The 25523-nt window shown below is 40.8% G+C and carries 19 protein-coding genes, 2 tRNA genes and 1 rRNA gene; 14 read left to right on the forward strand and 8 right to left on the reverse strand.

What is annotated here, in order from left to right; all coding sequences use genetic code 11:
* Positions 1-666: 666 nt before the first annotated feature.
* Together AWM76_RS02625 and AWM76_RS02630 are read left to right on the forward strand one after the other, a co-directional pair.
* Positions 667-1188 (forward strand): transporter substrate-binding domain-containing protein, encoded by a 522-nt coding sequence (locus AWM76_RS02625; protein ID WP_003141834.1) that lies wholly within the window; start codon positions 667-669, stop codon positions 1186-1188.
* A gap of 59 nt (positions 1189-1247) precedes the next feature.
* Positions 1248-2561: an LLM class flavin-dependent oxidoreductase gene (locus tag AWM76_RS02630; RefSeq protein WP_003141832.1), complete on the forward strand. Its 1314-nt coding sequence runs from the start codon at positions 1248-1250 to the stop codon at positions 2559-2561.
* Positions 2562-3052: 491 nt separating this feature from the next.
* On the opposite strand, the gene AWM76_RS02635 is transcribed toward AWM76_RS02630, so the two are convergent.
* From AWM76_RS02635 to AWM76_RS02645, 3 genes are all read right to left on the reverse strand, one after another.
* A complete protein-coding gene (locus AWM76_RS02635) occupies positions 3053-4168 on the reverse strand; it encodes an RNA-guided endonuclease TnpB family protein (RefSeq protein ID WP_060779329.1) in 1116 nt (371 codons plus the stop codon).
* A 547-nt stretch (positions 4169-4715) separates the two neighbouring features.
* Positions 4716-6353, reverse strand: a complete 1638-nt coding sequence (locus tag AWM76_RS02640) for a peptide ABC transporter substrate-binding protein (protein WP_003141229.1) — start codon at positions 6351-6353, stop codon at positions 4716-4718.
* A gap of 355 nt (positions 6354-6708) precedes the next feature.
* A complete protein-coding gene (locus tag AWM76_RS02645; protein ID WP_003141231.1) occupies positions 6709-7575 on the reverse strand; it encodes a prephenate dehydrogenase in 867 nt (288 codons plus the stop codon).
* Between the two features lie 490 nt (positions 7576-8065).
* On the opposite strand from AWM76_RS02645, the gene galE reads away from it, so the two are divergent.
* From galE to AWM76_RS02660, 3 genes are all read left to right on the forward strand, one after another.
* Positions 8066-9082 (forward strand): UDP-glucose 4-epimerase GalE, encoded by a 1017-nt coding sequence (gene galE / locus AWM76_RS02650; protein ID WP_003141233.1) that lies wholly within the window; start codon positions 8066-8068, stop codon positions 9080-9082.
* A 440-nt stretch (positions 9083-9522) separates the two neighbouring features.
* Entirely contained in the window at positions 9523-10173 is a 651-nt protein-coding gene (locus tag AWM76_RS02655; RefSeq protein ID WP_003141235.1) for a LysM peptidoglycan-binding domain-containing protein, read from the forward strand.
* 182 nt (positions 10174-10355) lie between these two features.
* Complete coding sequence (locus tag AWM76_RS02660; protein WP_003141237.1) at positions 10356-10610, forward strand: helix-turn-helix domain-containing protein; 255 nt, start codon at positions 10356-10358, stop codon at positions 10608-10610.
* Positions 10611-10968: 358 nt separating this feature from the next.
* On the opposite strand, the gene AWM76_RS02665 is transcribed toward AWM76_RS02660, so the two are convergent.
* Positions 10969-11217 carry a DUF2922 domain-containing protein gene (locus AWM76_RS02665; RefSeq protein WP_003141239.1) on the reverse strand — a complete coding sequence of 83 codons (249 nt, stop codon included), beginning with the start codon at positions 11215-11217 and terminating at the stop codon, positions 10969-10971.
* Between the two features lie 49 nt (positions 11218-11266).
* Positions 11267-11464, reverse strand: a complete 198-nt coding sequence (locus tag AWM76_RS02670) for a hypothetical protein (RefSeq protein WP_003141241.1) — start codon at positions 11462-11464, stop codon at positions 11267-11269.
* Positions 11465-11629: 165 nt separating this feature from the next.
* On the opposite strand from AWM76_RS02670, the gene recX reads away from it, so the two are divergent.
* Together recX and mutY are read left to right on the forward strand one after the other, a co-directional pair.
* A complete protein-coding gene (gene recX / locus AWM76_RS02675; RefSeq protein ID WP_003141242.1) occupies positions 11630-12787 on the forward strand; it encodes a recombination regulator RecX in 1158 nt (385 codons plus the stop codon).
* 60 nt (positions 12788-12847) lie between these two features.
* Complete coding sequence (mutY, locus tag AWM76_RS02680) at positions 12848-14086, forward strand: A/G-specific adenine glycosylase (protein ID WP_003141243.1); 1239 nt, start codon at positions 12848-12850, stop codon at positions 14084-14086.
* A 177-nt stretch (positions 14087-14263) separates the two neighbouring features.
* Here mutY and ntdP read toward each other — a convergent pair whose 3' ends face one another.
* Positions 14264-14806 carry a nucleoside tri-diphosphate phosphatase gene (gene ntdP, locus AWM76_RS02685; protein ID WP_003141245.1) on the reverse strand — a complete coding sequence of 181 codons (543 nt, stop codon included), beginning with the start codon at positions 14804-14806 and terminating at the stop codon, positions 14264-14266.
* 190 nt (positions 14807-14996) lie between these two features.
* On the opposite strand from ntdP, the gene AWM76_RS02690 reads away from it, so the two are divergent.
* Together AWM76_RS02690 and pulA are read left to right on the forward strand one after the other, a co-directional pair.
* Positions 14997-16259, forward strand: a complete 1263-nt coding sequence (locus tag AWM76_RS02690) for a hypothetical protein (RefSeq protein ID WP_003141246.1) — start codon at positions 14997-14999, stop codon at positions 16257-16259.
* A gap of 220 nt (positions 16260-16479) precedes the next feature.
* Complete coding sequence (pulA, locus tag AWM76_RS02695) at positions 16480-18468, forward strand: type I pullulanase (protein ID WP_003141248.1); 1989 nt, start codon at positions 16480-16482, stop codon at positions 18466-18468.
* Between the two features lie 408 nt (positions 18469-18876).
* Here the strand turns inward: pulA and AWM76_RS02700 are convergent, their stop codons facing one another.
* Positions 18877-19974, reverse strand: a complete 1098-nt coding sequence (locus AWM76_RS02700) for an FUSC family protein (protein WP_003141250.1) — start codon at positions 19972-19974, stop codon at positions 18877-18879.
* Positions 19975-20088: 114 nt separating this feature from the next.
* Positions 20089-20898 (reverse strand): pyrroline-5-carboxylate reductase, encoded by an 810-nt coding sequence (gene proC / locus AWM76_RS02705; RefSeq protein ID WP_060779330.1) that lies wholly within the window; start codon positions 20896-20898, stop codon positions 20089-20091.
* 170 nt (positions 20899-21068) lie between these two features.
* Here proC and AWM76_RS02710 point away from each other — a divergent pair, with 170 nt between their 5' ends.
* The 5 genes from AWM76_RS02710 to AWM76_RS02730 all read left to right on the forward strand — a co-directional run bounded on the left by AWM76_RS02710 (position 21069) and on the right by AWM76_RS02730 (position 25352).
* Complete coding sequence (locus AWM76_RS02710) at positions 21069-21881, forward strand: DUF1189 family protein (protein WP_039936048.1); 813 nt, start codon at positions 21069-21071, stop codon at positions 21879-21881.
* A gap of 117 nt (positions 21882-21998) precedes the next feature.
* The gene (locus tag AWM76_RS02715; protein WP_003143810.1) at positions 21999-22943 is read left to right on the forward strand and encodes an aldo/keto reductase; all 945 of its coding nucleotides are present in this window, start codon (positions 21999-22001) and stop codon (positions 22941-22943) included.
* A 570-nt stretch (positions 22944-23513) separates the two neighbouring features.
* Positions 23514-25063, forward strand: a 16S ribosomal RNA gene (locus tag AWM76_RS02720).
* 94 nt (positions 25064-25157) lie between these two features.
* A tRNA-Ile gene (locus AWM76_RS02725) sits at positions 25158-25231 on the forward strand.
* 48 nt (positions 25232-25279) lie between these two features.
* Positions 25280-25352: transfer RNA gene (locus tag AWM76_RS02730), tRNA-Ala, on the forward strand.
* Positions 25353-25523 lie beyond the last annotated feature (171 nt).

The raw sequence follows: 25523 nt of genomic DNA on the forward strand, positions 1-25523 counted from the left end.
CCACGTTTCGTTTTTTTTTGCTTGAAGAATAGGGTTAGTTCGTCTTTTAAGGGGTTACAGGTGAGGGTCTAATACAAACATTGTATTAAAATGCAATTAAATTCGTGATCATTTGTCTAGTTTTTTTATCATTTCTGATAGTTATTTACGAATATTAGTCTATGTATTATTGGTTAGAAACCGCTAGATATCAACTTTTAAGACATGCTTTTATCTAAGGGTAAAAACAAAAAATGCAAAACGAGGCGTGTTTTCCCTAGGCAGTAATCTTGTCTAAGGTGTTCGGGTTTGTTAAATTGACTTCAAGAAAAAGATATTTTTTTAATCACGACATGCGATGAAGAGAAGAGTAATTACTCATGTATTGGACAGAAAGTCTGTGTTGATGAGAGCAGATGGATACAGGTAATGAAAGTGCGCTTGGAGCATCCTACCAGTGAAAGCTGGTTGGACGGGTGGGGCCGTTAAGCCTGTCAGTATTTACTGACTGAGATATTGTCTGCGAGGGCAATATGAAAAAGGGTGGAACCATGATTGTTGACCAGTCATCCCTTCTTGATAGGACTATTGCCTATTGGGAAGGGTTTTTATTTTACTCAAAAAAGGATTTTAAACTGTCAGCACAAGCAAAGATAATATGCATACAATAACGAGGATGAGCGACAAATGACTACCGCTGTTAACTTCGCCAATACGCCTGAACGTCGGGAGTCGTATGTGTATACAGATAACTACTTCTATGCGTCTACCGGGATTGCGGTAGCCTCTGATGATACGGAAACCAATACCCTTGAAGACTTAGCCGGAGAATCTGTGAATGCAGTTGTTGGCTCTAACTATGCGGAAGTATTGAAAGAGTATGATACTGACGACCAAATCGGACTTGAATTCGTAGAAAGTATGGCAGTTGCGGTTGCCAATATTCAATCAGGCAATGTGAAAGGTTATGTCAATGGCTACGAAGAATTGACTGCGCAAATTAAAAACCGCGACCTTGACTTACGGATGATTGATGAAACTTTTGGTGAAAAACCAGTCGGCTTCCCATTCAAAGATACGGAAGAAAACCAACAAATCATTGCGGACTTTAATGCAGCCCTTCAAACTTTAAGTGAAGACGGGACTTTGGCAGAGATTTCAAATGAATACTTCGGGTTAGACATTACCCAGTCTAAAGAAGCAGAATAGCATTATTGATTCATCAAGTTATTTAACAAAACTCTTAATAGAAAGAAAGGAAGATCTTCATGACTAAAAAACAATTAAAACTAGGGGTATTATTATTCGGTGCTGGCGCTCACATGAACTCTTGGAAAGCTGAAGATGTTGAACCTGACGCGTCAATCAATTTTGACCACTATGTCAATTTAACGAAAAAAGCTGAGAAAAATGGGGCGGATTTCGTCTTCATCGCAGATGGTTTATACATCGATGAAAAATCAATTCCCCACTTTGTAAACCGTTTTGAACCAATCGCTTTATTATCAGCTCTAGCGCCAATTACTTCGAAAATTGGTTTAGTTGGGACTTTATCAACTACTTATTCTGAGCCTTATAACGTAGCTCGCCAATTCGCGTCATTAGATATTATTTCCAAGGGGCGTGCTGGTTGGAATGTGGTAACTTCACCATTACAAGGGTCTGCAGGCAACTACAACAAGGGTAACCACCCAGAGCATGACTTACGTTATGACATGGCCAATGAATACTTAGAAGTCACTAAAGGATTATGGGATTCATTTGATGATGACGCCTTTGTTCGTGACCGTGAAACAGGTGTCTTCTACGATAAAGACAAAGTCCATGTGTTGAATCATAAAGGCGAATTCTTCAATTCAAAAGGACCTTTAAACATCCAACGCACGCCGCAAGGCCAACCGGTTATTTTCCAAGCAGGTGCAAGTCCTAAAGGGATTGAATTTGCGGCTAAGCATGGTGAAGTGATCTTTAATGCAGCTGGCACCTTGGAAAAAGCACAAGAATACTACAAAGCTGTGAAAGATGCTGTAAAAGCCAATGGTCGTGACCCAGAAAAAGTGGTTATTTTGCCATCATTATCACCAATTACTGGTGCGACAGAAGAAGAAGTTGCTGCTAACTATGAGAAATTACAACAATTAATCAGCTTGGATGAAGCACTAGATTACTTAGCACGCTTCTTCGACCACCACGACTTCAAACAATACGATCCGGATGCACCATTCCCAGATTTAGGAGAAGTGGGATCTGACGGATTCCGTTCAACAAGTGACGCGATCAAAGCGCAAGCTAAAGAAGAGAACTTAACCCTACGTGAAGTAGCCCTACAAACGGCTACACCAAAAGGAAACTTCTACGGTACATATGATGAATTAGCAGACAAATTAATCTACTGGTTGGAAAATGACGCAGCAGATGGATTCATGTTGAATGAGCAAGTATTTGGGGATGCTTACGACGAATTCTTCGACAATATATTGTCGAAGATTGCAGAACGTGGCTACTATTCATACGAATATGAAGGGGACACATTACGTGACCACTTGGGCTTAGACTTCAAAGAAAGTCGCTATGCTAAATAGAAGGTAACTAATAAAGGAAGTGATTGTGGTGCTTAACCGCAATCACTTCCTTTTTCGTTTGACAGTTATAGCTAAATAAAAGTGTTTGAATAGTTGATAAAACAGTAATTTGGGCGTTTTAGAGTGGGTTCCAGATTTGCATATAATATTTTAATTTAAAAAGATAGAGGTCAGAATCGTTGTTGAATGATTCTGACCTCATTTTTTGAGTAAGTTATCAAATACTCTCTGTTAAAACAGAGAGTTTGTCCTAAACATGGTGGTTGTACAAACGATATAATATCTCCAACCGTTTAAAGACACTAAGGGATGGTTGACTGGCACCCCATCAGTAAGCGGTCTGTAGACACTTACCGAATATTGTTTTACGTTTAATAATTTTGTATTGGCACAACTTTTTCAAACCGCGGGTTTTTCTCACTCGACAGATATCGGTGACCCAATTCTTGAATATTGATAGCTGCCACACGGTCATCATTTGATTGATACCCTCAATTTTGACAAGTAAACAAGTGCTTATCTTGTTGTCTATTAGCTCTATCAATTGATTCGCATTTCGGACAACGTTGGGACGTAAATTGTGCGGATACTTTTAAAACTTGCGAACCACTTTCTAAAGCTTTATACATTAACTTTTCTTCAAAATCGAAGAATCGCCAAGAATGGTGTTCATACCGTGCATCTTGCTTACGGTGGTGAGTCGTTTTAAAAGTAACGTTCGTAAGATCTTCCACCACAAACAAGGTATTGGCCCCGTATCGGTCAACGAGTGTCTTTGATAATTGATGGTTCACATCATTCATCCAGCGGTTCTCTCGTCTTTCAATTGTTTTAAGGCGTCTACGACTTGATTTGGTGTTCTTCGCTTGTAAGGACTGGCGCAATTTCTTAAAACGCCGTCTTTTCTTCATCAAGCTTTTACCCGAATAGAAGGTAGTATGAGCTGTATCATCCGCAATAGTTAGTATCTGTCTTAAACCACGGTCAATGCCTACAATACGTTGAATATTCGTTTCATCTGGGCTGTCTATCTCTTTACTTGCGGACATGTGTAAGAACCACTTACCCTTACGACAGAGTAATTCAGCTTGACCGAACTTGTAAGCATTCTGGCTAAATTGTTGAAGATAATCGATATGTTGCTTATCACAAGACACTTTAATTCGTCCTTGATTGGTCGTCAGTGAATAGGTATTGTTTTGGTGATAAGCGTAGTTACGATTACGTACGAACACAGCTACTGGTTGCTTAAACCCTAGGGGTTTCGTTAAATGGTAAAGGTCTTTATATAGCGTATGATATTTACCTGTATGGATATCTTTATAACGCTTAGGTTTTTGTTTAAACTGTGTTTTCACGGTCTTATATCTCGCGATTACCGTACGCATCACGGACTGGGCCATTTGCGATTGCAACCCAAAATCCTGACGTATCTGATGATACAAGGCGTTGTGCAAAGTCGTTTGACCTAATTCAAAGTCATGGTCAAAGATATATGTCGAAACAAAATTACAAGCGTTTAAAAACTGTTGTTGAGTTTCTTCGAACTTTTCAATATCACTAGCACTTGGGTATAATTGCACTTTAATCGTTTTCGTTAACTGCATCTTATCACCTCTTTTCTCTTAAAATACATTATACTATCTATTTAGAGGAAACATAAACGATAACCTAGTAAAATCAACAAAAAGAGCTGTCTATTTCGCTAATTCCACCTAGGTATCAATACCTAGGTTTCCTTAGCTGACAGCTTGTAAATGAATTATCAGTTGAAAATATTATCCCAAATGCTTTCAACCCAAATGTTTCTAAAATTGTTGCTAAAAGTGTCAATAAAGCAGCAGAGTAAATGTAAAAATAGAAACCTTCGGCATACTAGGTATTACATAACTGCCATTTAATTTGGCTTTGTATACGAATAGGATACTCAGTAAAATTAATTACTTCTAAACTTTAGTGATTTAAATTTTGAAGGCTACGTATGCAAGCCTAGACTATGATACCAAGTAATATTGTTCGATCGCTTTACTCAATAATTCACCACTTATTATTTATTTTGTTTACCTCGATTAAATAGACAAATTCAAAAATCCCTAGATCTATGTGTGATTAGATCTAGGGATTTTGTGTGTTGTTGTATGTTGTTCAAATACGTTATTCAGTGACGTTGTATGTGGCTGCGCGGTAGTATTGCGCAACCCCGTTTGGTTGGTTGATGACATTTTCCAAGGCTGGGTCAATTAGGTTTGCGTATGCTCCTTGGTAGATAGGGCTGACTGCTGCAGCGTCTTCAACTAGGTATTTTTCAGCGGCTAGGAAGTTGTCCCAACGTGCTGCTGGGTCAAGGGCGTTAGTTATTTTGCCTTCGGTCATTAATTCATCGTAAGTAGCGTCTGAGAAGTCACCTGATGATAATGGTGAACCTGTTATAAAGAAATCAAGGAAGGCAGTTGGATCGGCGTAAGACGGGTTATAGGTACCGTATACGATATCAAATTCTCCAGTCCCAGTGATTGCTTGACGAGATTTTAAAGGTACGTTTCGAACAGTTACGGTTAAACCAGGTAGGTTGGTTTGAAGTTGGGCTTGTAAGTATTCTGAAGTTGCTTTAGATGTGTCTGTATCAGAAGTTAACAATTCAATTTCAACTGTGTCTGTACCTAATTCTTCTAAGGCTAAGGCCCATTCTTCTTGGGCAGCTTCTAAATCAAAGGTCATTAGATCACCGTTTTCTTCACGGAAGTCGATGCCTGATTCTGGGTCAGAACCAAAATCTGATGGAATCCAACCACCTGCTGCTTGTGAACCGTCGTCAAGGACAGCGTCAACAAAGGCTTCTTTATCGTAGGCTTGGCTGATGGCACGACGGAAGTGAACGTTATTCGTAGGGCTTGATTGGGTATTGAATACCATGTAACCAGTCATCCCTTTAGGTTCAATATGTAACACGTCAGTGTCTTGGTATTCTCGAACGTAAGGAGCAGTAATTTCAGTGTATTGGAGTTCGCCACCTTCAAACAAGTTTACGTTTGTTGAGTTTTCTTTAGACATTACCCAGTCGATTTGGTCTAAATCAACATTGTCAGCGTCCCAGTACTCATCGTTTTTCGTTAATGTCCATTCAATTTCTGTTGAATTCCAGTCGCTCACTTCAAATGGTCCGTTGTACACGGCATTTTCTGCAGAAGTGCCGTAGTCAGAACCCAGTTCAGTAGCTACGTTATGGTTGACTGGTAGATAGTAAGGCGTCGCAAGTAGGTCAGTGAAGTAAGTAGTTGGTGACGCAAGGGTGAATTCCAATGTTTTATCGTCAATGGCTTTAACGCCCAGCGTATCCGGTTCAGCTTCACCGTTTGCGATAGCTTCGGCGTTTTCAATCATATAGAATTTATTGGCATTTCCACCAATGGTTTCAGGTGTGACTGTTTTTTGGTAGGTATAAACGAAGTCTTGTGCAGTTACCGGGTCCCCATTTGACCAGTCTGCGTCGTCACGGATGGTGAAGGTATAAGTCAAACCGTCTTCTGAAACGGTTGGTTCCTCAGCTGCAACCCCTAATTCGTTACTACCGTTATCAGCAGGCCTGTATAAACCTTCCATTACGTTGGCAATGGTGTTTTGACTTGGTGAATCCGTTGAAGAGATGCTATCAAGTGACGCCAGTTCGCCGTTCACTGTCACCTTGATGCTTTTAGCCGCTTCCTCATTATCCGCTGTTGTGCCACCATTCCCACATGCCGCAAGCACCAATGACAATGCCGTTAATGAAAGAATACCCAATTTCTTATTCATAAATCTCAACCTCTTTTCGCTTTAATATAATTATCCCAATCATTATAACTTATCTTTTGTGAAAAAAGGAATATATTGCCTAGAGTCTGACTTACCAAAAGACGGTCATGGTTGATAAGTAAAATCAAAGTGCAAGAGCCGACGTATTTCCTAGCTGTTGTTAGATAGAAAAAGAGACGCGAACACATCACGTCTCTGGATAATAAATAGTGATCTTTAAGGAGGATAAATCGACTTTTACACCCTATAGTCGTGTTCACCCAACCAGCTCAAGTCTGTTTCAGACTGAGTTGCATTACACTTTGTGTGATAGGTCCTTAGTCTTCAGGCATTGTTGAGCTTAGCGGTTTCGCTCTCACCTTTGTCTTTTTCTTTCGTCCATTTCGGCTTCTAGTTTCAAGCGATTAGCAGTTGAATGTCTGAACAATTCTTTTAATTGCTCGCGGTCGTCGGTGCGAATGGCGTCTTTGATCAAGTTTAACTGGGCTTCAAAGTCTTGAATCGACTGTAATAGGTAATGCTTATTATCGATAAAGAGTTCGCTCCAAAGGTCTTCGTTGATTTTGGCGATACGGGTTAATTCTGGGTATGAGTCACCTGTGAATTTACCGGTTTCGCGTTTTTCGTGGTCTGAATTCATCAATGAAATCGCAATGGCATGTGGCAGTTGCGAGGTGAATGAAATCATTTGGTCATGGAAGCTAGCTGAAACGCGGTTGATTTTACCGAAACCAATCTCAGTGGCTAGGGCTTCTATTTTGCCTAAAGTCTCTTCGTTATTGGCTTCAGTTGGGGTGATTAAGAAGTTGGCCCCTTGAAATACCGACCCCTGTGCGTAGGCGATTCCTCTATTCTCGCGCCCTGCCATAGGGTGGGTGTAGACAACCTCAATATTGTCAGGTAAGACGGTCGCCAGCTCGGCCATAAAGTTTTCTTTCGTCCCCGTTGTATCCATTAAGACGCTACCATCTTTAAAGAAGTCACGGTTAGCTGCAATAAACTTCACAGCTGTTTTTGGGTACAAGGCCATAATGGTCAGGTCTACTTGACCTAAGATGTTTTCACCAGTCAGAAAACCTTCCTTAATCAAGCCCATTTCAACTGCAGTATCAAGCGTTTCTTGGTTACTATCAATCCCGTAGATGTCATGATAACCTGCAGTTTGTAACGCCTCCGCAAACGAACCGCCTATTACACCTAATCCTACTATCCCAATCTTCATCTCGATACTCCTAACTGTTCTCTCATATTTTATTATCCCATGATAACATGTAGCCCCCTGTAATTGTTAGGTTTTCTCTGCAATATTCAGGTAGATTATTGCATTATTTAAATATCTTTATTGATTTGGTAAAAAGGCTAACCACCTTTTAAGATGGAGTATCTTGGAGTTTTGATAAAAAAAGCCAATGCAGTTGGATGCATTGGCAGTCGTAAATTAATTGAGATGACTATGTGCGTTACATATCTACTCAGTGTGTATTGTTGCATTTTTTGTTACTACAAGTCAAACTTTTTTGTTATCTTTGAAAATATTTTTCAGCTAGGAGATAATCGCCATCCACAATAAGAAGAGCAATAAAGAAAATCTATTTTTTAAAATTTATCAGATTATTAATATTTTTCTTTTTTCACGCTATGATACAATAGACTTAAATATATAAATGACATAAGCAATCTGCTGAATATTGCATGATCAAAGGAGAAATAAGATGGCTATTCTAGTTACAGGTGGTACTGGTTATATCGGTTCCCACACAACAATTGAATTAATCCAAGCTGGTTATGATGTCGTGATCGTGGATGATTACTCAAATAGTAAACCAGTTGTTTTAGAACGAATTGAAGAAATTTCTGGTGTCCGCCCACGCTTCTATGAAGCAAACGTATTAGACAAAGAAGCGTTAACCCATATTTTTGAAGTAGAAAATATTGAAGCGGTTATTCACTTCGCAGCCTTCAAAGCAGTTGGTGAATCAGTTGCCAAACCAATTAAATACTACAACAACAACCTAGGCGGTTTAATATCAGTTCTTGAAGTAATGCAAGAATTTAACGTCAACAAAATTGTCTTCTCTTCATCTGCCACTGTATACGGTATGGACAACGAGTCACCATTAACAGAAGACCTACCAACAAGCGCAACCAATCCATACGGTTATACCAAAGTCATGAACGAACAAATCCTTCGTGACCTAGCAGTAGCTGACGACACATGGTCAGTGATGATCTTACGTTACTTCAACCCAATCGGTGCCCACGAATCAGGCCTAATCGGTGAAGACCCAACAGATATTCCAAACAACCTAATGCCTTACATTACTCAGGTGGCTATCGGTAAACGCGACCACTTATCTGTATTTGGTAGCGACTATCCAACTCACGATGGCACAGGTGTCCGCGACTACATCCACGTTGTTGACCTAGCCAAAGGACACGTAGCCGCAATCAAACACGCACTTGACCACCGAGGCGTTGAAACAGTTAACCTAGGAACAGGAATTGGTTACTCAGTTCTAGACTTGGTCAACACATTTGTGGCGCAAAATGGCGTTGAAGTCCCATACGAGCTAGTAGACCGTCGTCCTGGTGACGTCGCTGCTAACTACGCAGATGCTTCATATGCTAAAACATTATTGTCTTGGACAGCAGAGCATGATTTAGCTGACATGTGCCGTGACTCATGGAAATGGCAATCAAACAATCCAAACGGTTACGACCAAGACTAAAAAAATTTGAATTAAAACGAGGCCCGCAGTGAAAATCGTGGGTCTTTTAAATTGGCTAGGGGGAGCGACTCAACGCCTTGTAGTCGAGTCAGTGCTTCAGCACCAACTCGGTTAAATGCGGTAGAACTAGTTTGCACCATACTTTGTGTGCTACGGCACAAGTCTTCCAGTGTTGTTGAGTTGAGCGATCTCGCTCACACCCTGTTTTTTTTGTAACACAACTGCAATCTAGGGGTAATCTATAAGTTAAATTATATGGGTATTCTGTGTTATAATATGAGGAAATGCTTTGGATTATGGCGCTTATATTTTGAATATGCGTATTATAGTTGGGATAACTTAATTTTAAGCGTATACGATATGTGGTAAAAGGTATGTAGAATGTTGAATTCTTGTACATTTGGCCACATAATTTCTTTTTACAAGGTGGGGGAAATACTATGCCAGCATGGCTAGGTGAATTTATTGAAAAATGGCAGGCACAATCTCGATCAACACAATTTACGGTTGTGGGTATGATGATCGCTGCTATCGTGTTGATGATTATTCCGTGGAGAGCGTCCGCTGAAGAGGGTAATCCTTTAGGTGTACAAGTGGATTCACAGCCATTAAGCGGTTCAGATTATTATTCAGCTGAACCGTTAACGACTAGTGGAAATGGTTCGGGTGTATCTTTAGGGGACTCAAGTGTCGAAACTAGTGAATCGTCAGTGGTTGCATCATCTGTAGCATTAACTAAAAATGCAGACTACAGTACAGATTTAGCAAGTTTAACAGCAGAATATGAAGCAAACTCAGCATCATTAGCGCAGTCAAGATCGAATAATCCATCTTATACAGCGCCGAATGTTTCATCTAGTTCATCGTCATCGATTTCTTCAAGTGCTAGCCCATCATCATCTTCTTCAACAGCAGATGAAAGCTCTAGCTTAAGTAGTCAAACGGCATCAGCTGGAACGTATACAGTTCAATCAGGTGACAATGCTTATCGAATTGCAACTAACTATGGTTTAACATTAGATGAATTCTTACTAATGAACGGTAAAACTGAGGCTTCTGTAACCCCCGGTGAAGTAGTTCGTATACAATAAGTAAATTTTATGTAGATTTGCTTCGTTAAAAATATTAACAATTGAGCGGATTCACTAGCAATTATAGTGAAAAAGTTGTATCATTATATAGGTGTTTTTTCAAATAAGTCAGATTTATAAGCAATTTATAACTAATATCGAATAATTTGTAGTATAATATATATAGGTAAGGAGGGCTGAACATGGAAGAATTAAAAATTGCGAATGCACAGCCACGCGAAGCGGCTCGTCAAAAAGCAACACAAAACGCAGCAGAGATTCTTTTAGAAATTCGTAGCAAACGCGGTATTTCTCAAGCGCGCCTAGCTGAAATTTCTGGCCGTAAACAAAGTTACATTTCACGTGTAGAATCTAGACAACAAAACATTTCATTAGCAACGTTACAAGAAATTGTTGATGCTGTTGGCGGAAATCTAGTTGTTAAAGTTGAATTATAATCCTATTTGATTAATAGAATAACTAAGAAAAGTCGTATTCGTTTGTGGCCCTGAAGTTCCACGAACGAATGCGACTGTTTTTATATCCAAAAGGAAGGGACAGAAAAGGGCCTACCACTTTAAAATATTCAAAATTTGTATTTTTGATTATGTGGTTAAAATAATTACAAAAACATTATTTTACCAGCGTCTCCTGTCTGAGCGCCTTGGATCACGTCTTATTCTTAAGGAAATGATAGAGAAAGCGTAAGCCAAAGGATTGTGAATAAATGAAGTATCAAGGAAAATATTCAATAAAAAATGGCGTATAAAAAGAGACTTGGACAAATTATCCAAGCCTCGTATCATTGCGGTGTAATTATGCTTCCACTGGTTCTGTTGTGTAAATATCTTGAACTTGACGGTTAACATAGCGTCCTGAAACAGCTGAGTGGAAGATTTTGTAACCTTCTTCGTTCAAAAAAGCGTCTGAAGCGATAAAAGCATTTAAGGCTGCTTCGACAGTTGCGGCATCTAAGTTTGCTTTAGGATTTTTAATAGTAACAGTACGTGTTTTGTTGTCAGCAGTTTTAAACTTTAATTCGAATACATTTGTTTCTTCAATCATAAGAATCCTCCTTTAGGACAATAGGGACATGTAAATGGCTTATTAGTGACTAGGCAACAGTGTAGCGTTCAACTGCTTCGGCACCTGTAAAGGCGTCTTCGATTAAGTCAGAAAGTGCAAGTGCTAAAGCATTTACTTTATCTGTATCTGGGTTTTCAATTAAACCATTTAAAGTAATGCGTGTTTCTTTATCCGTTTCCACGTTCAAGTAAGTTAATTCTAATTTGGCAGATTCAAAGTTTTTCATAGGTATTCCCTCCAAGTTTTGTTGTGTAAGCCCTCCGGATGACTTACACAAATAAGAACGACCTCAAGGAGAAAAGTGACAAGTGAATAGCGGAAATTGTTGCCAAAACTTTTACTGTGCTAAAATATATAGCATATACAAGGATTTTTGAGGAGGGAAGCGTGCATGACTGGAAAAAAACGAGGCCCCATGAAGCTGTCTGACATTGGTAATACAAAGCAATCGTCAAAAGCAGCGGTCGATAAAAAAAGTAAGCAAGACTCTTATACAAGGGAAAAACATTCAGATAATGGGCTTAGTGAAGGGGGACAATCCCCTATTTACCAGAAAAAAGCAAGGGTTAAACAAACGCCCCGTCATCAAACATCAGCGAATATTGAAGATTCTGCTTCAACTGCCGATAACTTAGCCTCTGATTTACTAGCCAAAGCTGAAGGGTTAAGAGCTCAAAAAGCGAACCCCCTTTTTCAAGAGGGGGGATTACCGGCTGAATCTTCGGAAGATGAGGTGGTTGCTGGGGAAATTACTTTGATTGAGGTTCAGAAAAAGAATAAGAAGCGATTCAATGTCTATATCAAGGGGCAATTCGCTTTTGGCGTCAGTGAGAATACTTTGGTCAAATTTGCTTTGCATAAGGGGCAAGTGTTGGATAAAAATTTTATTGCGGATATCCAGCAAATTGATAAGGAAGATTATGCCTACCAGCTTGCGGTCCGGTTTTTGAGCCACCAGTTACGGTCTGAAAGGGAAGTTCGGGCTAAGTTAACTGAGGAGGAAATTGAGCCTGAGGTGATGGAGAAGGCGGTTGCTAAATTGAAAGAGGTCAAGCTGATCGATGACAATATGTTCGGTCAGGCCTATACGCGAACGGCTATGAATATCAATAAAAAAGGGCCGAATGTGATTGCTCGGGAGTTGAAAAATAAGGGACTTGGGGAAGAGGAAATTGAACAGTCCATGAATGAATATGACCGGGATACTGAGGTTGAAAATGCTTATGCGATTGCGGAAAAATACTTTCACAAGCAGTTGCGAAAAGCGTCGCACCGAAATGCTAGTCAAAAAACCAAACAATACTTGGTGCAAAAGGGATTTGACAGTGATTTGATTCAAGAGTTGATGCAGCAACTGGCTGATCATTACCATGATGAGGACCAGGAATTGGCTGTCTTACAGAAAGACTTGGAAAAATATATGCGCCGGTATAAGAAACTTTCGGGCCGAGAATTGACCTTTAAAGTGAAGGGGATGCTCTACAATAAGGGATATCCGTCAGAATTAATTAATCAAGCGCTTGATATTTACGAGGAAGAAAATGGATAAATGTTAATATAGGTAAATACGAGAAAAATATATAACAGAAATAGAGGAGCAAGCATAGTAGTGACTGAAGTAAATCAAGATATCGACCTGTCTTTATATATGAATGCGTCGGCTATCCAAGACTTGGGACCGGTAATTGAAGGTGTTCAAGTTTGGGGACCAGTTACCAACCAGGACTTTAGAAAGACTTTTCTAGACTGGTATGACAAGGAAAGCCGCCGTCTACCTTGGCGGGAATCTAAGGACCCATACCGGATTTGGGTGTCAGAAATTATGTTGCAACAAACTCGGGTAGATACCGTGATTGGCTATTACGCCCGCTTTCTGGCTGCTTTTCCGACCATCAAAGCTTTAGCGGAAGCAGAAGAGGACCAATTGTTGAAAGTTTGGGAAGGTTTGGGTTATTACTCAAGGGTACGTAATATGCAGGCAGCGGCCCAACAAATTATGGCGGACCACGAGGGGATTTTTCCAGATAATTTAGCCGACATCAAAAGGTTGAAGGGGATTGGTCCTTATACAGCAGGTGCCATCGGGTCTATCGCCTTTGGTATCCCCGTGCCAGCCATTGACGGCAACGCCATGCGGGTCATTTCTCGCTTGTTTATGATCAATGCAGATATTCAAAAGCCGGCCAACCGGAAGATTTTTGAAGCGGTCGGCCAATACCTAGTAGATCCCGACCGTCCAGGAGACTTCAACCAGGCCATCATGGACCTCGGTTCATCATTTGAAACGCCGAAGAAAGCCATGCCCGAATTGTCGCCATTGCGTGATTTTACAATGGCAACCCTGACCGGGACCACCGACAACTACCCGGTTAAAAGTAAGAAAGCCAAGGCCAAACCCGTGTATTACCAGGCCCTTATCTTACAAAATGCTAAAGGACAAGTATTGATTGAGAAAAGGACGCAACACAAATTGCTGAATAACTTGTGGACAGTACCCTTAATCGATTTGGGGACAAGTGCCAATCAAGATCTGCCTGCAAATGAGAAAACAGCCTTTTTACTAGCTGAAAGTCAGGAAACTTACGGGATTTCGCCAATATTCATGCGTAAGGAAGTCGGCCAAGTTAAACATGTCTTCACCCATTTGATTTGGCATATCCAATTAACCTACGGCCAATTAAAACCTGCGGACGAAAAGAGAATCAATGATATGATTACTTCTGGTGAGGCGGATTATGCCTGGGTAGCGCCCCATCAATTTGATGACTATGCCTTTCCAACTGTGCAAATGAAAGTTTGGCAAGCTTATGAAGATTATCAAAAAGATAGTCACCACAATATTAAATAATCAAAAAAAACAAATGGCTACGACTTTTGCTGTCGTAGCCATTTGTTTAAATTGTCGTGAATATTCAGGATGGATGAAGTCTTATAGGTGTTGGTCCAGGGCCCACACCGCTTGCTTAAAATCACATCACTTTTATTTCACCACAGTCTTTATCTACATATGGTCTATTACTATGATTTATTTTTTGCGTTTGTGACTTAACTGACAATAGCGTTCGTACCAAATATCTACATACTCTTTAGAAAAAGGTCCTTTTTCCTCATTAATCCAACGTACAAGTTCCTGAACGTTATCTTTTAAAATAGCATCGATATCAGACGAGTACCCCATCAATTGACGGTGGTCTTTATATTCATCTACGTCTAACAACTTCCGCTTACCATCAGGAAAAATCTTGATATCTAAATCATAATCGATATATTTCAAGGCTTCGTCATCCAATACGTAAGGGGATGCTAAATTACAATAATAAGATATGCCGTTCGGACGAATCATTGTAATAATATTGAACCAATAGTGCTTATGAAAATATAGTAGGGCGGGTTCTCTAGTCACCCATCGTCTACCGTCAAAATCAACAACCAAGGTATGATCATTGCAAGCAATGATACTTTGGTCACTTGTTTTTAAAACCATAGAATCTCGCCAAGTGCGATGTAAGGAACCATCGTGCTTGTAGCTTTTGACTGTGATGAATTCACCTTCTTTAGGGTTTCTCATCACCAAACCTACTTTCTACACCTAGCTAGGTTGTAACATAAAATATTATATCATAATGAAAATTGAAAGAGTAGGCTAATTGCCTACGCTCATATTCTTAAAAAAACCTAAAAGATTTAATTCAGTTTGGCTTAATTTTGTTATATGATAGAATAAACAATGGGAAAAGTTTGTATAAAGGAGCTCAAGCATGAATAGAAAGTCAAATAAAAACCAAATGGTCTTGACAGCAGTCTTTATTGTCATTTCATTGGTATTAGTGGGAGGTAGCTATTTTGTTTATCGCTCACGCCAGCGAAATATGTTGGCGGACCAAGCCAGCACATTTTCCTCAATGTCTGTAGATATGAACCAAACAGCACCATCAACACCAGAAGAATATAATGCAGAAGATATGGTGCAAGCATTTACGGACAACCGCGGGGAAACAACAGCGCTTCATTACTTATACTACCTGCAAAGTGTAGAACAAGTGCCAACCATCTCGATTGCCCGTACCCAAGCAGACCAAGAAGCTTGGACAACAACTATCACTGACCGTTTAAATGAAATTGGCTTTGACGACACAAGTGTTCACTCAGTTGACTGGACAGAAATTACTTCCGCCGATGCAGTTGAACAATACTCTAGTAACTTAACTGAAGCCAATCCACAATTAGTGATTATCCCAACTTTCGTAGAAGAAGATTATGAAGCTGAAATTTCTGAAGAAGATCATTTAGCGAATATTGAAGAATTATTCAATACCATTCGTATGGACCTGCCTTCTGCCTTAATCGTCTTTGCGCAATACCCAGCTTCAAGTCAAGAAATGTCTGAAGACGAAGACTACGTAACTTATAACGACAACACTTTATCAGCTATGCAAGAAGCAGGCTACAATGTTTATGATGTCAACACTGCTTACAGCGAAGCACGTGATAACTCAGAAAGCTTAAACCTTGAAAATAGCTTTACAGATGAAGGTTTCTCTGAAGAAGCGAGTCAATTAATGGCTAACACTTTAATGGCCCAAATTGAAGATACGCAAATCAATGCCACTGATGGTTATGACGGCGCAAATGAAGACGTTGCTGAAATGCAAGCGGAACTAGATGCTCAAGCAGAATCAGAATCGATCGCAGCGGAAGAACAAGCATCATTAGATGCAGAAGCTGAATCAATTGCAGCAGAAGAACAAGCATCAATCGATGCTGAAAATGCTTCTATTGCCGAATCAGCATCAATCGCAGCGGAAGAAGCGGCCGCAGCTGAAGCAGCATACATTTCAGAATCAATTGCAGCGGAAGAAGCGGCGGCTCAAGTAGATTACTACTCCTCTGAACCAGAACCTGATTACAGTTGGTCTGACTCGCGTGAAACATCAAATGCATCAAGTGAATCAACTGATACATCTCAAGAGAGTGTTATTGAAGAAGAACCTACTTCAGATGAAACACCTGTTTCAGAATAATCAATTCAGCATCATTTAAAGTAATACAACAAGTTAAAACACCTTAAAAGGGCATCCACATTCACTGATATAACCAAAAAATGGTGATATTGTACTGAATGGACGGGATTTCACCTTTTAGGGTGTTTTTTTGTAGTCTTTTAGGGGGAAAGTCGATAAAATAAGGATGATAAACTTAATGTAAATTAGACATTTTTCGAGCTGAAGAAAAGAGGCAATTATGGCAAAAGATATTGCAACCATCCAAGAGATTTTTGATTTAATTGAAACGGCAGATCCTGAATTAATTAGTTTGCGCATGCGTGAAACCATGGCGTCGGATGCTTTTGATCAGGCTTATTATTATGACGGATTTCTCGGCTACTCTTACTCAAAAACCAGTACGTTTTTACGTATTTGGACCCCAACAGCGATTGATGTTGAATTACTCTTATACAAATCTGACACGTCCAACGAATATGAAGCTATCCAGATGGAAGAAGAGCTAGAAACTGGTACCTACGCCGTTCAGTTAGAAGGTGATTACAAAAATGTCCCTTATATGTATCGGATTTTCTTCCCTAATTCCACCGTTGAAATCACTCAAGACCCGTACTCACAAGCCGTTACCGTTAATGGCGCTCGGTCTGTCATAGTTGATTTAGATGAAGGTTACCCGGATGACTGGGAAAATGATAAACGCCCACCGTTTGCTAACGCACGTGATGCCATCATCTATGAAGCGAGCGTCCGGGACCTCACCTCCAATATCAATTCCGGTGTGCCCAAGGAAAAACGCGGTAAATTTGCTGGCCTTGCGCTAAGTGGGACTAAAACAGCCAACGAATTTGCCACCGGCTTAGATTATATTGCTGATCTAGGGATTACCCACCTGCAGTTAATGCCAATGGCTGATTTTGTAACGGTCGATGAATTGTCTGATCGACCAGATAATTACAACTGGGGCTATGACCCCATGCATTACAATGTACCAGAGGGTTCCTACTCAATGTCGCCTAGAGATCCAGTAGCCCGATTGAAAGAAATGCGGGAAATGGTCCAAGCCTTGCATGCCAAAGGACTTCGCGTCGTGATGGACGTTGTCTATAACCATGTCTATGAACATGAACGTCATCCGCTTGGTTTAACTGTTCCTTACTACTATTTCCGCTACAACAAAAATGGCGACTTATCAAACGGGTCAGGTGTAGGAAATGAGACGGATTCAACTCGTTTGATGTTCCGCCGTTACATGATTGAATCCATTACTTACTGGGCTGAAGAATTTCATATTGATGGTTTCCGCTTCGATTTAATGGGTCTTCACGACATTGAAACCCTGAATTTGATCCGCGAGGCCCTGGATAAGATTGATCCATCCATTTTAATGTACGGTGAAGGTTGGGACTTAGAAACTCTTTTATCTTCTGACAAGAAGGCTATCCTTCGTAATGCTTATAAAACCCCTCGCATTTCTTACTTTAATGACCAACTCCGCGACCAAGTACGTGGATCGGATTACGGCGACGCAACGGATCCGGGTTTTATCACGGGTAAATTTATGACAGAACAAGCCGTCCTTGCATCCTATTTAGGTGGGGGGAACTTGTCAAAACGTGACGCTAACGTGACCCAATCCCAACAATTAATCCAATATATTGAAGTGCATGATAACTATACTTTACGGGATAAAATTGCCTTATCACACGGGGAAGAACCAGTTGGACTGCGTAAAAGACGGCAATTATTAGGGAATTCGATTATTGCCTTGTCAGCTGGTATTCCATTCTTCCATTCTGGCCAAGAATTTTTCCGGACCAAGCATGGGGTAAGGGATTCCTATAACTCAGGTGACGAAATCAACTGCATAGACTGGGATTTAATGGCTTCAAATTATGATGCAGTTAACTACTTTAAGGGGTTATTGGCATTGCGGAAGAAATACCCATTCTTTACAGAGAAAAACCAGCAAAAAATTTTTGAAAATGTAACCGTGATTAAGTCAGACTATCAAATCATAGGCGTGCATTACCACGGCCTAGGTCATGAATTAGTAGTGATTTTTAACGGCCAATTGAATGATGTAAAAGTATGGATACCAGAAGGTGGCTGGCGACCAATTGCCCGCGATAACAAAATGGTTGGCGATGACTTTGCGGATTTAATCAAAGGTAATGCGGATGTTAAGGTACCAGTTCTTTCTACCTTGATTTTAGAAAGAGTGGAATAATAGCTAATTTTAAAAAAGAGGACTTCGGCTTCCATGTTATCTTATCATTGTCTTAAAATTAGGATGTGATTCAGGGAATTGAGACAGGAGGCACTGGAATAATAATGCCGTGGCACACAATGTGTGTCGCAAGTTATTTTGAAATGGACACCTGTCTGCCTTGAAAACTCGACTAGCAGTGGGGACTAGGAATCAGCCAAAGTCTGATTTCTAGTCTGAAGATTCAGTCTGAGGGAGCGAGCTCCCACTGACTGCTATACTTCAGCGCATCCTTAGTAGGGTTCTTATTGCTCAAAAGGATATTATGACCACGAAATTAACTGCATATTCAAAAAAAGGAGGGGTTGAGACTGTTGTCTCGACCCCTCCTTTTGAAATGGCGTATATTTTGTTTTGGTGACATGTGATTTATTCGATGCCTTCTAGTGAGTCTGCTTGGTATTCGTCTTCGTCATGGTGGATTCTATATGAACGAATCAGGGTGTTTAGTTTGATTAGTGATTCTTCGTAAGATACCAATTGACCGGTGATTAACATTAAAGCGTTTGAACGCTCGAATTCTTCTTGGGTAGCAGTTTGTTTAATGGCAGCGTATTCGAAGATAGAGTCCATTAAGTCTTGTCGGTACCCTTGGGTTGGTTGGAAGAAATTCACTTCTAAGGGTGAGATTCGACCGTCAAATTTCAAGAAGATTTGTTCATGGGCTGAACATAGGGTTTCGATTCGTTCGCGGATTTGGGTCCGTAGTTCTTCTGGTAATTGGAACATGACATTCGTATGGGTATGTAAGACGGATAATAAGGCCAGTGCTTGTTCTAGTGACACAATTAAAGCCCGGAAAACAACGAGTTTTCGTTTTAACATGGGTAGTTTTCGTTTAGACCATACGTTCTCATCTTTTAGGAGTGCGTATAGGCTGTGACATTGTGCGATACGATTTTCTGCCCAGGCGATATCAGAGGTTAGGGTAGAGTATTCGCCGTTTTTGCGAAGAATGGCTCTTAAACGCACTAGGATTTCACTAGAGGTTTTATTGACTTCTTCGTAAAGAATGGCGTCGTATTTAGGTGGCAAAACAAAGACGTTTACTAATAGGGAAACGGTCACCCCAAGTAATGACTCAACCACACGCGCAATGGCTGAGGTGATAATCATATCTTGGTCGTGCAACATAATCACAACGAGGGTAACAGTCGCTAAGGAGATAACGTTGGCCATATTTAAAGCCCGCAAAATCCCAATAAAAATCGTCACGGTCACCCCAATAATAATAGGGGAATTACCGAAAAAGTGCACCATGACTACAGCAACGATACCTCCAAGTATCGCCGCCATAACACGGTTGAAGAAGGTATCGATAGATCCTCTAACAGTTTGTTGTAAACCGATGATGGCAGTAAAGGCAGGGATGACAGGTTCAACAAAGGGTAACCAGTCAGCAATTAAAATACTGAGCATTACCCCAAGACCTGTCTTAAACATCCTGGCACCAAGTTTCATTTTCATTCAATCCTTTTTAATGTTCTTCATCATTTTGTAGTATCTCTTCAACTATTCATATTACTAGGCAATGGCCTTGAAAGCTAGCAATAACAGTAAGTTTTCAGCAATTTACACAAATTATAAACTTTCCGACTTTTCAATACCCGCAATCATCGTTTCGATAATTGTTGAGCGTAGGTTCATTGATTCAGCAGTACGAACTTCTTCAATTGTTGTGCCTCCTGGTGTACAGACCGCATCCTTCAAAGCGCCAGGGTGTAGGTCCGATTCAATCGCCAACTGAGCTGCCCCCTTAACCGCTTGTTTTGCAAAGGCTAAGGCTTGAGGTCTAGATAATCCTTTTGCCACACCAGCATCCGCCATCGCTTCAATAATCATAAAGATAATCGCTGGACTCGAACCCGCAATCCCTGTGAAGGCGTCCAACTGTTTCTCAGTCAACTGTTCTGCTGACCCGAAAGTATGAAGGATTTGCATAATTAATTCCTTGTCCGCTGTCGATAAGTTTTCATTATAGACAACACCAGAAATCCCTTCCCCAACTTGCGCTGGAATATTAGGCATCACCCGAGCGAATTTGGCAGAATCCCCTAACTGTCCAGCCGCATCGGTCAAACTGTAGCCCGTCGCAACCGAAATCACAATCGTCTCCGCAGTAAGTGTTGGTTTGATTTCATCCACAACATCCTTGATTAAATAAGGTTTTACTGCAAGGATAACTACGTCCGCCCCCTTAGCCGTCTCCTTATTATCTGTCAAAATGGCGAAACCATACTTAGCTGAGTCCGCTTCAGCTTTTTCAGGGTTAGCGCGTGAACCAGTAATCAGTTGGTTATCAATCTCATCCGATTTTACCAAGCCATTTAAAATTGCTGTTCCCATATTGCCTAAGCCGATGATAGCAATTTTTTTATCGATTTCTTTCATATACTGTGCCCTCCTTCTTTAAATGAAAATCCTTAAATGAAATTCCTGTACATTAGAATACTTTCATTTTAGCATAAATCTCGCCACTACACGACAAAGTAAAAGCTTGCCTAGTTAAAGCCAAGTTCAGTTATAATAGAGTCACCACTAAAAAGGAGCGATTCATTTAAATGTTTCCAATACACTATATAAAAGACATGTTCAGCCCAACTAATATCTTCTACCACCGGCACCTAATGACATGGTGGAAATCAATCCTTGTAATGGTTGTTTGGTCGGTTATCATGACCTGGCCCTTTGCCAGCAGTTTCGAGCCCGTTGAAGACGGGACAGTTAATAATGCCTTTGAAGAATTACAGACCATTATCCCAGAAGAAACAGCCAGCGAATTATCGAATTTTACCTATGATAATGGGTCTTTTCAGTCAGACCAGTCAGATATTGTTATTGACGGTGACCAATTACAAGTAGTCATTTTCCCCAGTGCGGATAATTTAGACAGCTACTTAAAGGGGACTGACAAGTTACTCTTGATCCTGCCAGACCAATTCGTCTATCAAACAGACCAAGATACACGGTATACTGCTAACCTACCATTAGACTTGAATAACTATATGACTGATAATGCGACTTTTATCGAAAGTTTACGGGTTAGCTATCAAACGGAAGTGAATACCCAAAGTAAGCAAATCCTCGTCATGACCCGTCAGTTGACCATCTTTATTCTTGGTTTAGGGGGCTTAATGATTATTGTTTCACGGCTGAACATTTTACAAAAACACAAATTCCATGACCTATTCTCCTTCCAATACTGTTTAGGTATGGTCGCAACTGCCATGGGATTACCTGCAATTATCGCCATTATTGTCGGCTTTTATACCACAAGTGTCAGTGTGATGATCCCCATCTTATGGGGTGGAACGATTATCATGCTCTACCTATCCTACAGACAAACAAAATTCATCCGAACAGACACCATTTAAGTTTGGGACCAGATATTTCTATGGACTAGACGCTTTTGTTTCCATTTGACCAGAAAACAAGTATAATTCTACCAGTAACAAGAAAACGTTTTCTTGAATTGGAACGGAGGCATATACATGAAACATATCTCATTAGGACAAAACGGTTTAACAGCACCAAATCTAGCAATAGGTTGTATGCGGATTGAAGGTAAAACTGTAGAAGAAGTCCAAGACTTAATCCGACAATCCTATGACGCAGGATTAACCTTCTTCGACCACGCAGACATTTATGCAAGAGAAAGAGGCGGGGCGGAAAAATTATTCGGCCAAGCCTTTACTGGCTTAAACATCCCAAGAGAAAATATCATCCTACAGTCTAAAGTAGGTATTTACCTTCCAGGCACCTATAACAACAATGAACAAAACTTCTTCGACTTATCAAAAGAGCATATCTTACAATCGGTAGATGAATCTTTAGAAAGACTACAAACAGATTATCTAGATGTCCTACTATTACATCGTAACGATGCTCTATGGGAACCAGAAGAAATCGCAGAAGCCTTCGATATATTGGAAACGAGCGGTAAAGTTCGACATTTCGGTGTAAGTAATCATACGCCAATTCAAGTTGATCTATTGAAGAAGTATGTCAAACAAGATTTAGTTGCTAACCAAATCCAATTATCACCGGCGCATACTCTAGCTTTGGATTATGGTTTCAGTGTAAATACCAAAGCTGACGAAGGGGTAAATCGTGGTGGGGAACTAATCGATTATGCAAGGCTGCATGATATGGCAATTCAAGCGTGGTCACCAATTCAAGGAGAAAATGGCGTAATATTCAGCGATCCTTCCTATAAAGACTTGAATGATAAGCTAAGCGAAATCGGTGGTCGCTATGGCCTAGACAATGAAGTTGCAGCTATTGCATGGTTACTCAGAATTCCAGGGAATACTCAAGTTGTCTTAGGAACTACCAATATCGACCGGATTTTAAATTATGCTAAGGCGAGCGAGATTCAATTCACTCGGCAAGAATGGTATGAAATCTATCAGAGTGCAGGCAATAGACTGCCGTAAATGACATAGTGATTTTGAAAGAACGCAAATATATCAAGGGTTTGCGTTCTTTTATTATTTGAATAAACAATTTTTTGAATTTTTATTTAATTTGCGCTTGTATAGAAATGGAATACTTGCTATAATTCTTGTTACGGAAATAGTTCTGAGGAGAACATTTCAAATAAATATTTTTGAAAAAAACTTATTGACATCCTGATTTATATCATGGTATTGTTAAGTAGTTGTCAAGAGCGCTATTTTAGTTCTCAAAACAAGCAAAAATATTTCTTAAATTACTTGTTGACAAGATGTTAACTTGTAAGGTAAGATATTCAAGTCGCTTCATTAAAAAACAGCGGACAGCAAATGTTAATAAAAACTTTTTAAAAGTTTTGCTTGACAGTCCTTGAATGAAGATGATATGATATACGAGTTGCTGCAAGGCGGCGAAATAGACCTTTGAAAACTGAACAAAGAAGACAAACCAAAAATTGTGTATGGAATCATTTGATTCCAACAATTAAAAGTAGTGAGAACTACTATAAATAAGTCAGCAAACTTTAATGAGCAATCAAGTTCATGAAAATCTTTCATGAGAGTTTGATCCTGGCTCAGGACGAACGCTGGCGGCATGCCTAATACATGCAAGTCGAGCGAACAGATGAAGTGCTTGCACTTCTGACGTTAGCGGCGAACGGGTGAGTAACACGTAAGGAATCTACCTATAAGCGGGGGATAACATTCGGAAACGGGTGCTAATACCGCATAATATCTTCTTCCGCATGGAAGAAGATTGAAAGACGGCTCTGCTGTCACTTATAGATGACCTTGCGGTGCATTAGTTAGTTGGTGGGGTAATGGCCTACCAAGACGATGATGCATAGCCGACCTGAGAGGGTGATCGGCCACATTGGGACTGAGACACGGCCCAAACTCCTACGGGAGGCAGCAGTAGGGAATCTTCCGCAATGGGCGAAAGCCTGACGGAGCAATGCCGCGTGAGTGAAGAAGGCCTTCGGGTCGTAAAACTCTGTTATAAGAGAAGAACAAATTGTAGAGTAACTGCTACAGTCTTGACGGTATCTTATCAGAAAGCCACGGCTAACTACGTGCCAGCAGCCGCGGTAATACGTAGGTGGCAAGCGTTGTCCGGATTTATTGGGCGTAAAGGGAGCGCAGGTGGTTTCTTAAGTCTGATGTGAAAGCCCACGGCTTAACCGTGGAGGGTCATTGGAAACTGGGAAACTTGAGTACAGAAGAGGAATGTGGAACTCCATGTGTAGCGGTGGAATGCGTAGATATATGGAAGAACACCAGTGGCGAAGGCGACATTCTGGTCTGTTACTGACACTGAGGCTCGAAAGCGTGGGGAGCAAACAGGATTAGATACCCTGGTAGTCCACGCCGTAAACGATGAGTGCTAGGTGTTGGAGGGTTTCCGCCCTTCAGTGCCGCAGTTAACGCATTAAGCACTCCGCCTGGGGAGTACGACCGCAAGGTTGAAACTCAAAGGAATTGACGGGGACCCGCACAAGCGGTGGAGCATGTGGTTTAATTCGAAGCAACGCGAAGAACCTTACCAAGTCTTGACATCCTTTGACCACCCTAGAGATAGGGCTTTCCCTTCGGGGACAAAGTGACAGGTGGTGCATGGTTGTCGTCAGCTCGTGTCGTGAGATGTTGGGTTAAGTCCCGCAACGAGCGCAACCCCTATTATTAGTTGCCAGCATTTAGTTGGGCACTCTAATGAGACTGCCGGTGACAAACCGGAGGAAGGTGGGGATGACGTCAAATCAGCATGCCCCTTATGACTTGGGCTACACACGTGCTACAATGGATGGTACAACGAGTCGCAAACCCGCGAGGGCAAGCAAATCTCTTAAAGCCATTCTCAGTTCGGATTGCAGGCTGCAACTCGCCTGCATGAAGCCGGAATCGCTAGTAATCGTGGATCAGCACGCCACGGTGAATACGTTCCCGGGTCTTGTACACACCGCCCGTCACACCACGAGAGTTTGTAACACCCGAAGTCGGTGAGGTAACCTTTATGGAGCCAGCCGCCGAAGGTGGGACAGATGATTGGGGTGAAGTCGTAACAAGGTAGCCGTATCGGAAGGTGCGGCTGGATCACCTCCTTTCTAAGGAATATAACGGAATACACAATAGGTTCAATTCTTCTTTGTTTAGTTTTGAGAGGTCTATACTATACTTTTATAGTAATGGAAGCCAATCGGGCCTGTAGCTCAGCTGGTTAGAGCGTCCGCCTGATAAGCGGGAGGTCGATGGTTCGAGTCCATTCAGGCCCATTCCAGAAATGGAATAAGTAATACATATATATAAATATATCCAGCCATGGGGGATTAGCTCAGCTGGGAGAGCGCCTGCTTTGCACGCAGGAGGTCAGCGGTTCGATCCCGCTATTCTCCATAGCAACCATTAAAATTAGGTTGCCATTTTGTTCTTTGAAAACTGAATACTGTAAGTAATAAACCTCTTATTTAATTATTTTCTACCAGGAGATAATTAATATAAGAAATTCCAATTTTACCAAGAGTAAAAAACCAATAAAAGTAAGCAAATTACTTTTCGCGAATCATA

Origin of the sequence: Aerococcus viridans (assembly GCF_001543285.1) — a bacterium.
GTDB classification, from domain to species: domain Bacteria; phylum Bacillota; class Bacilli; order Lactobacillales; family Aerococcaceae; genus Aerococcus; species Aerococcus viridans.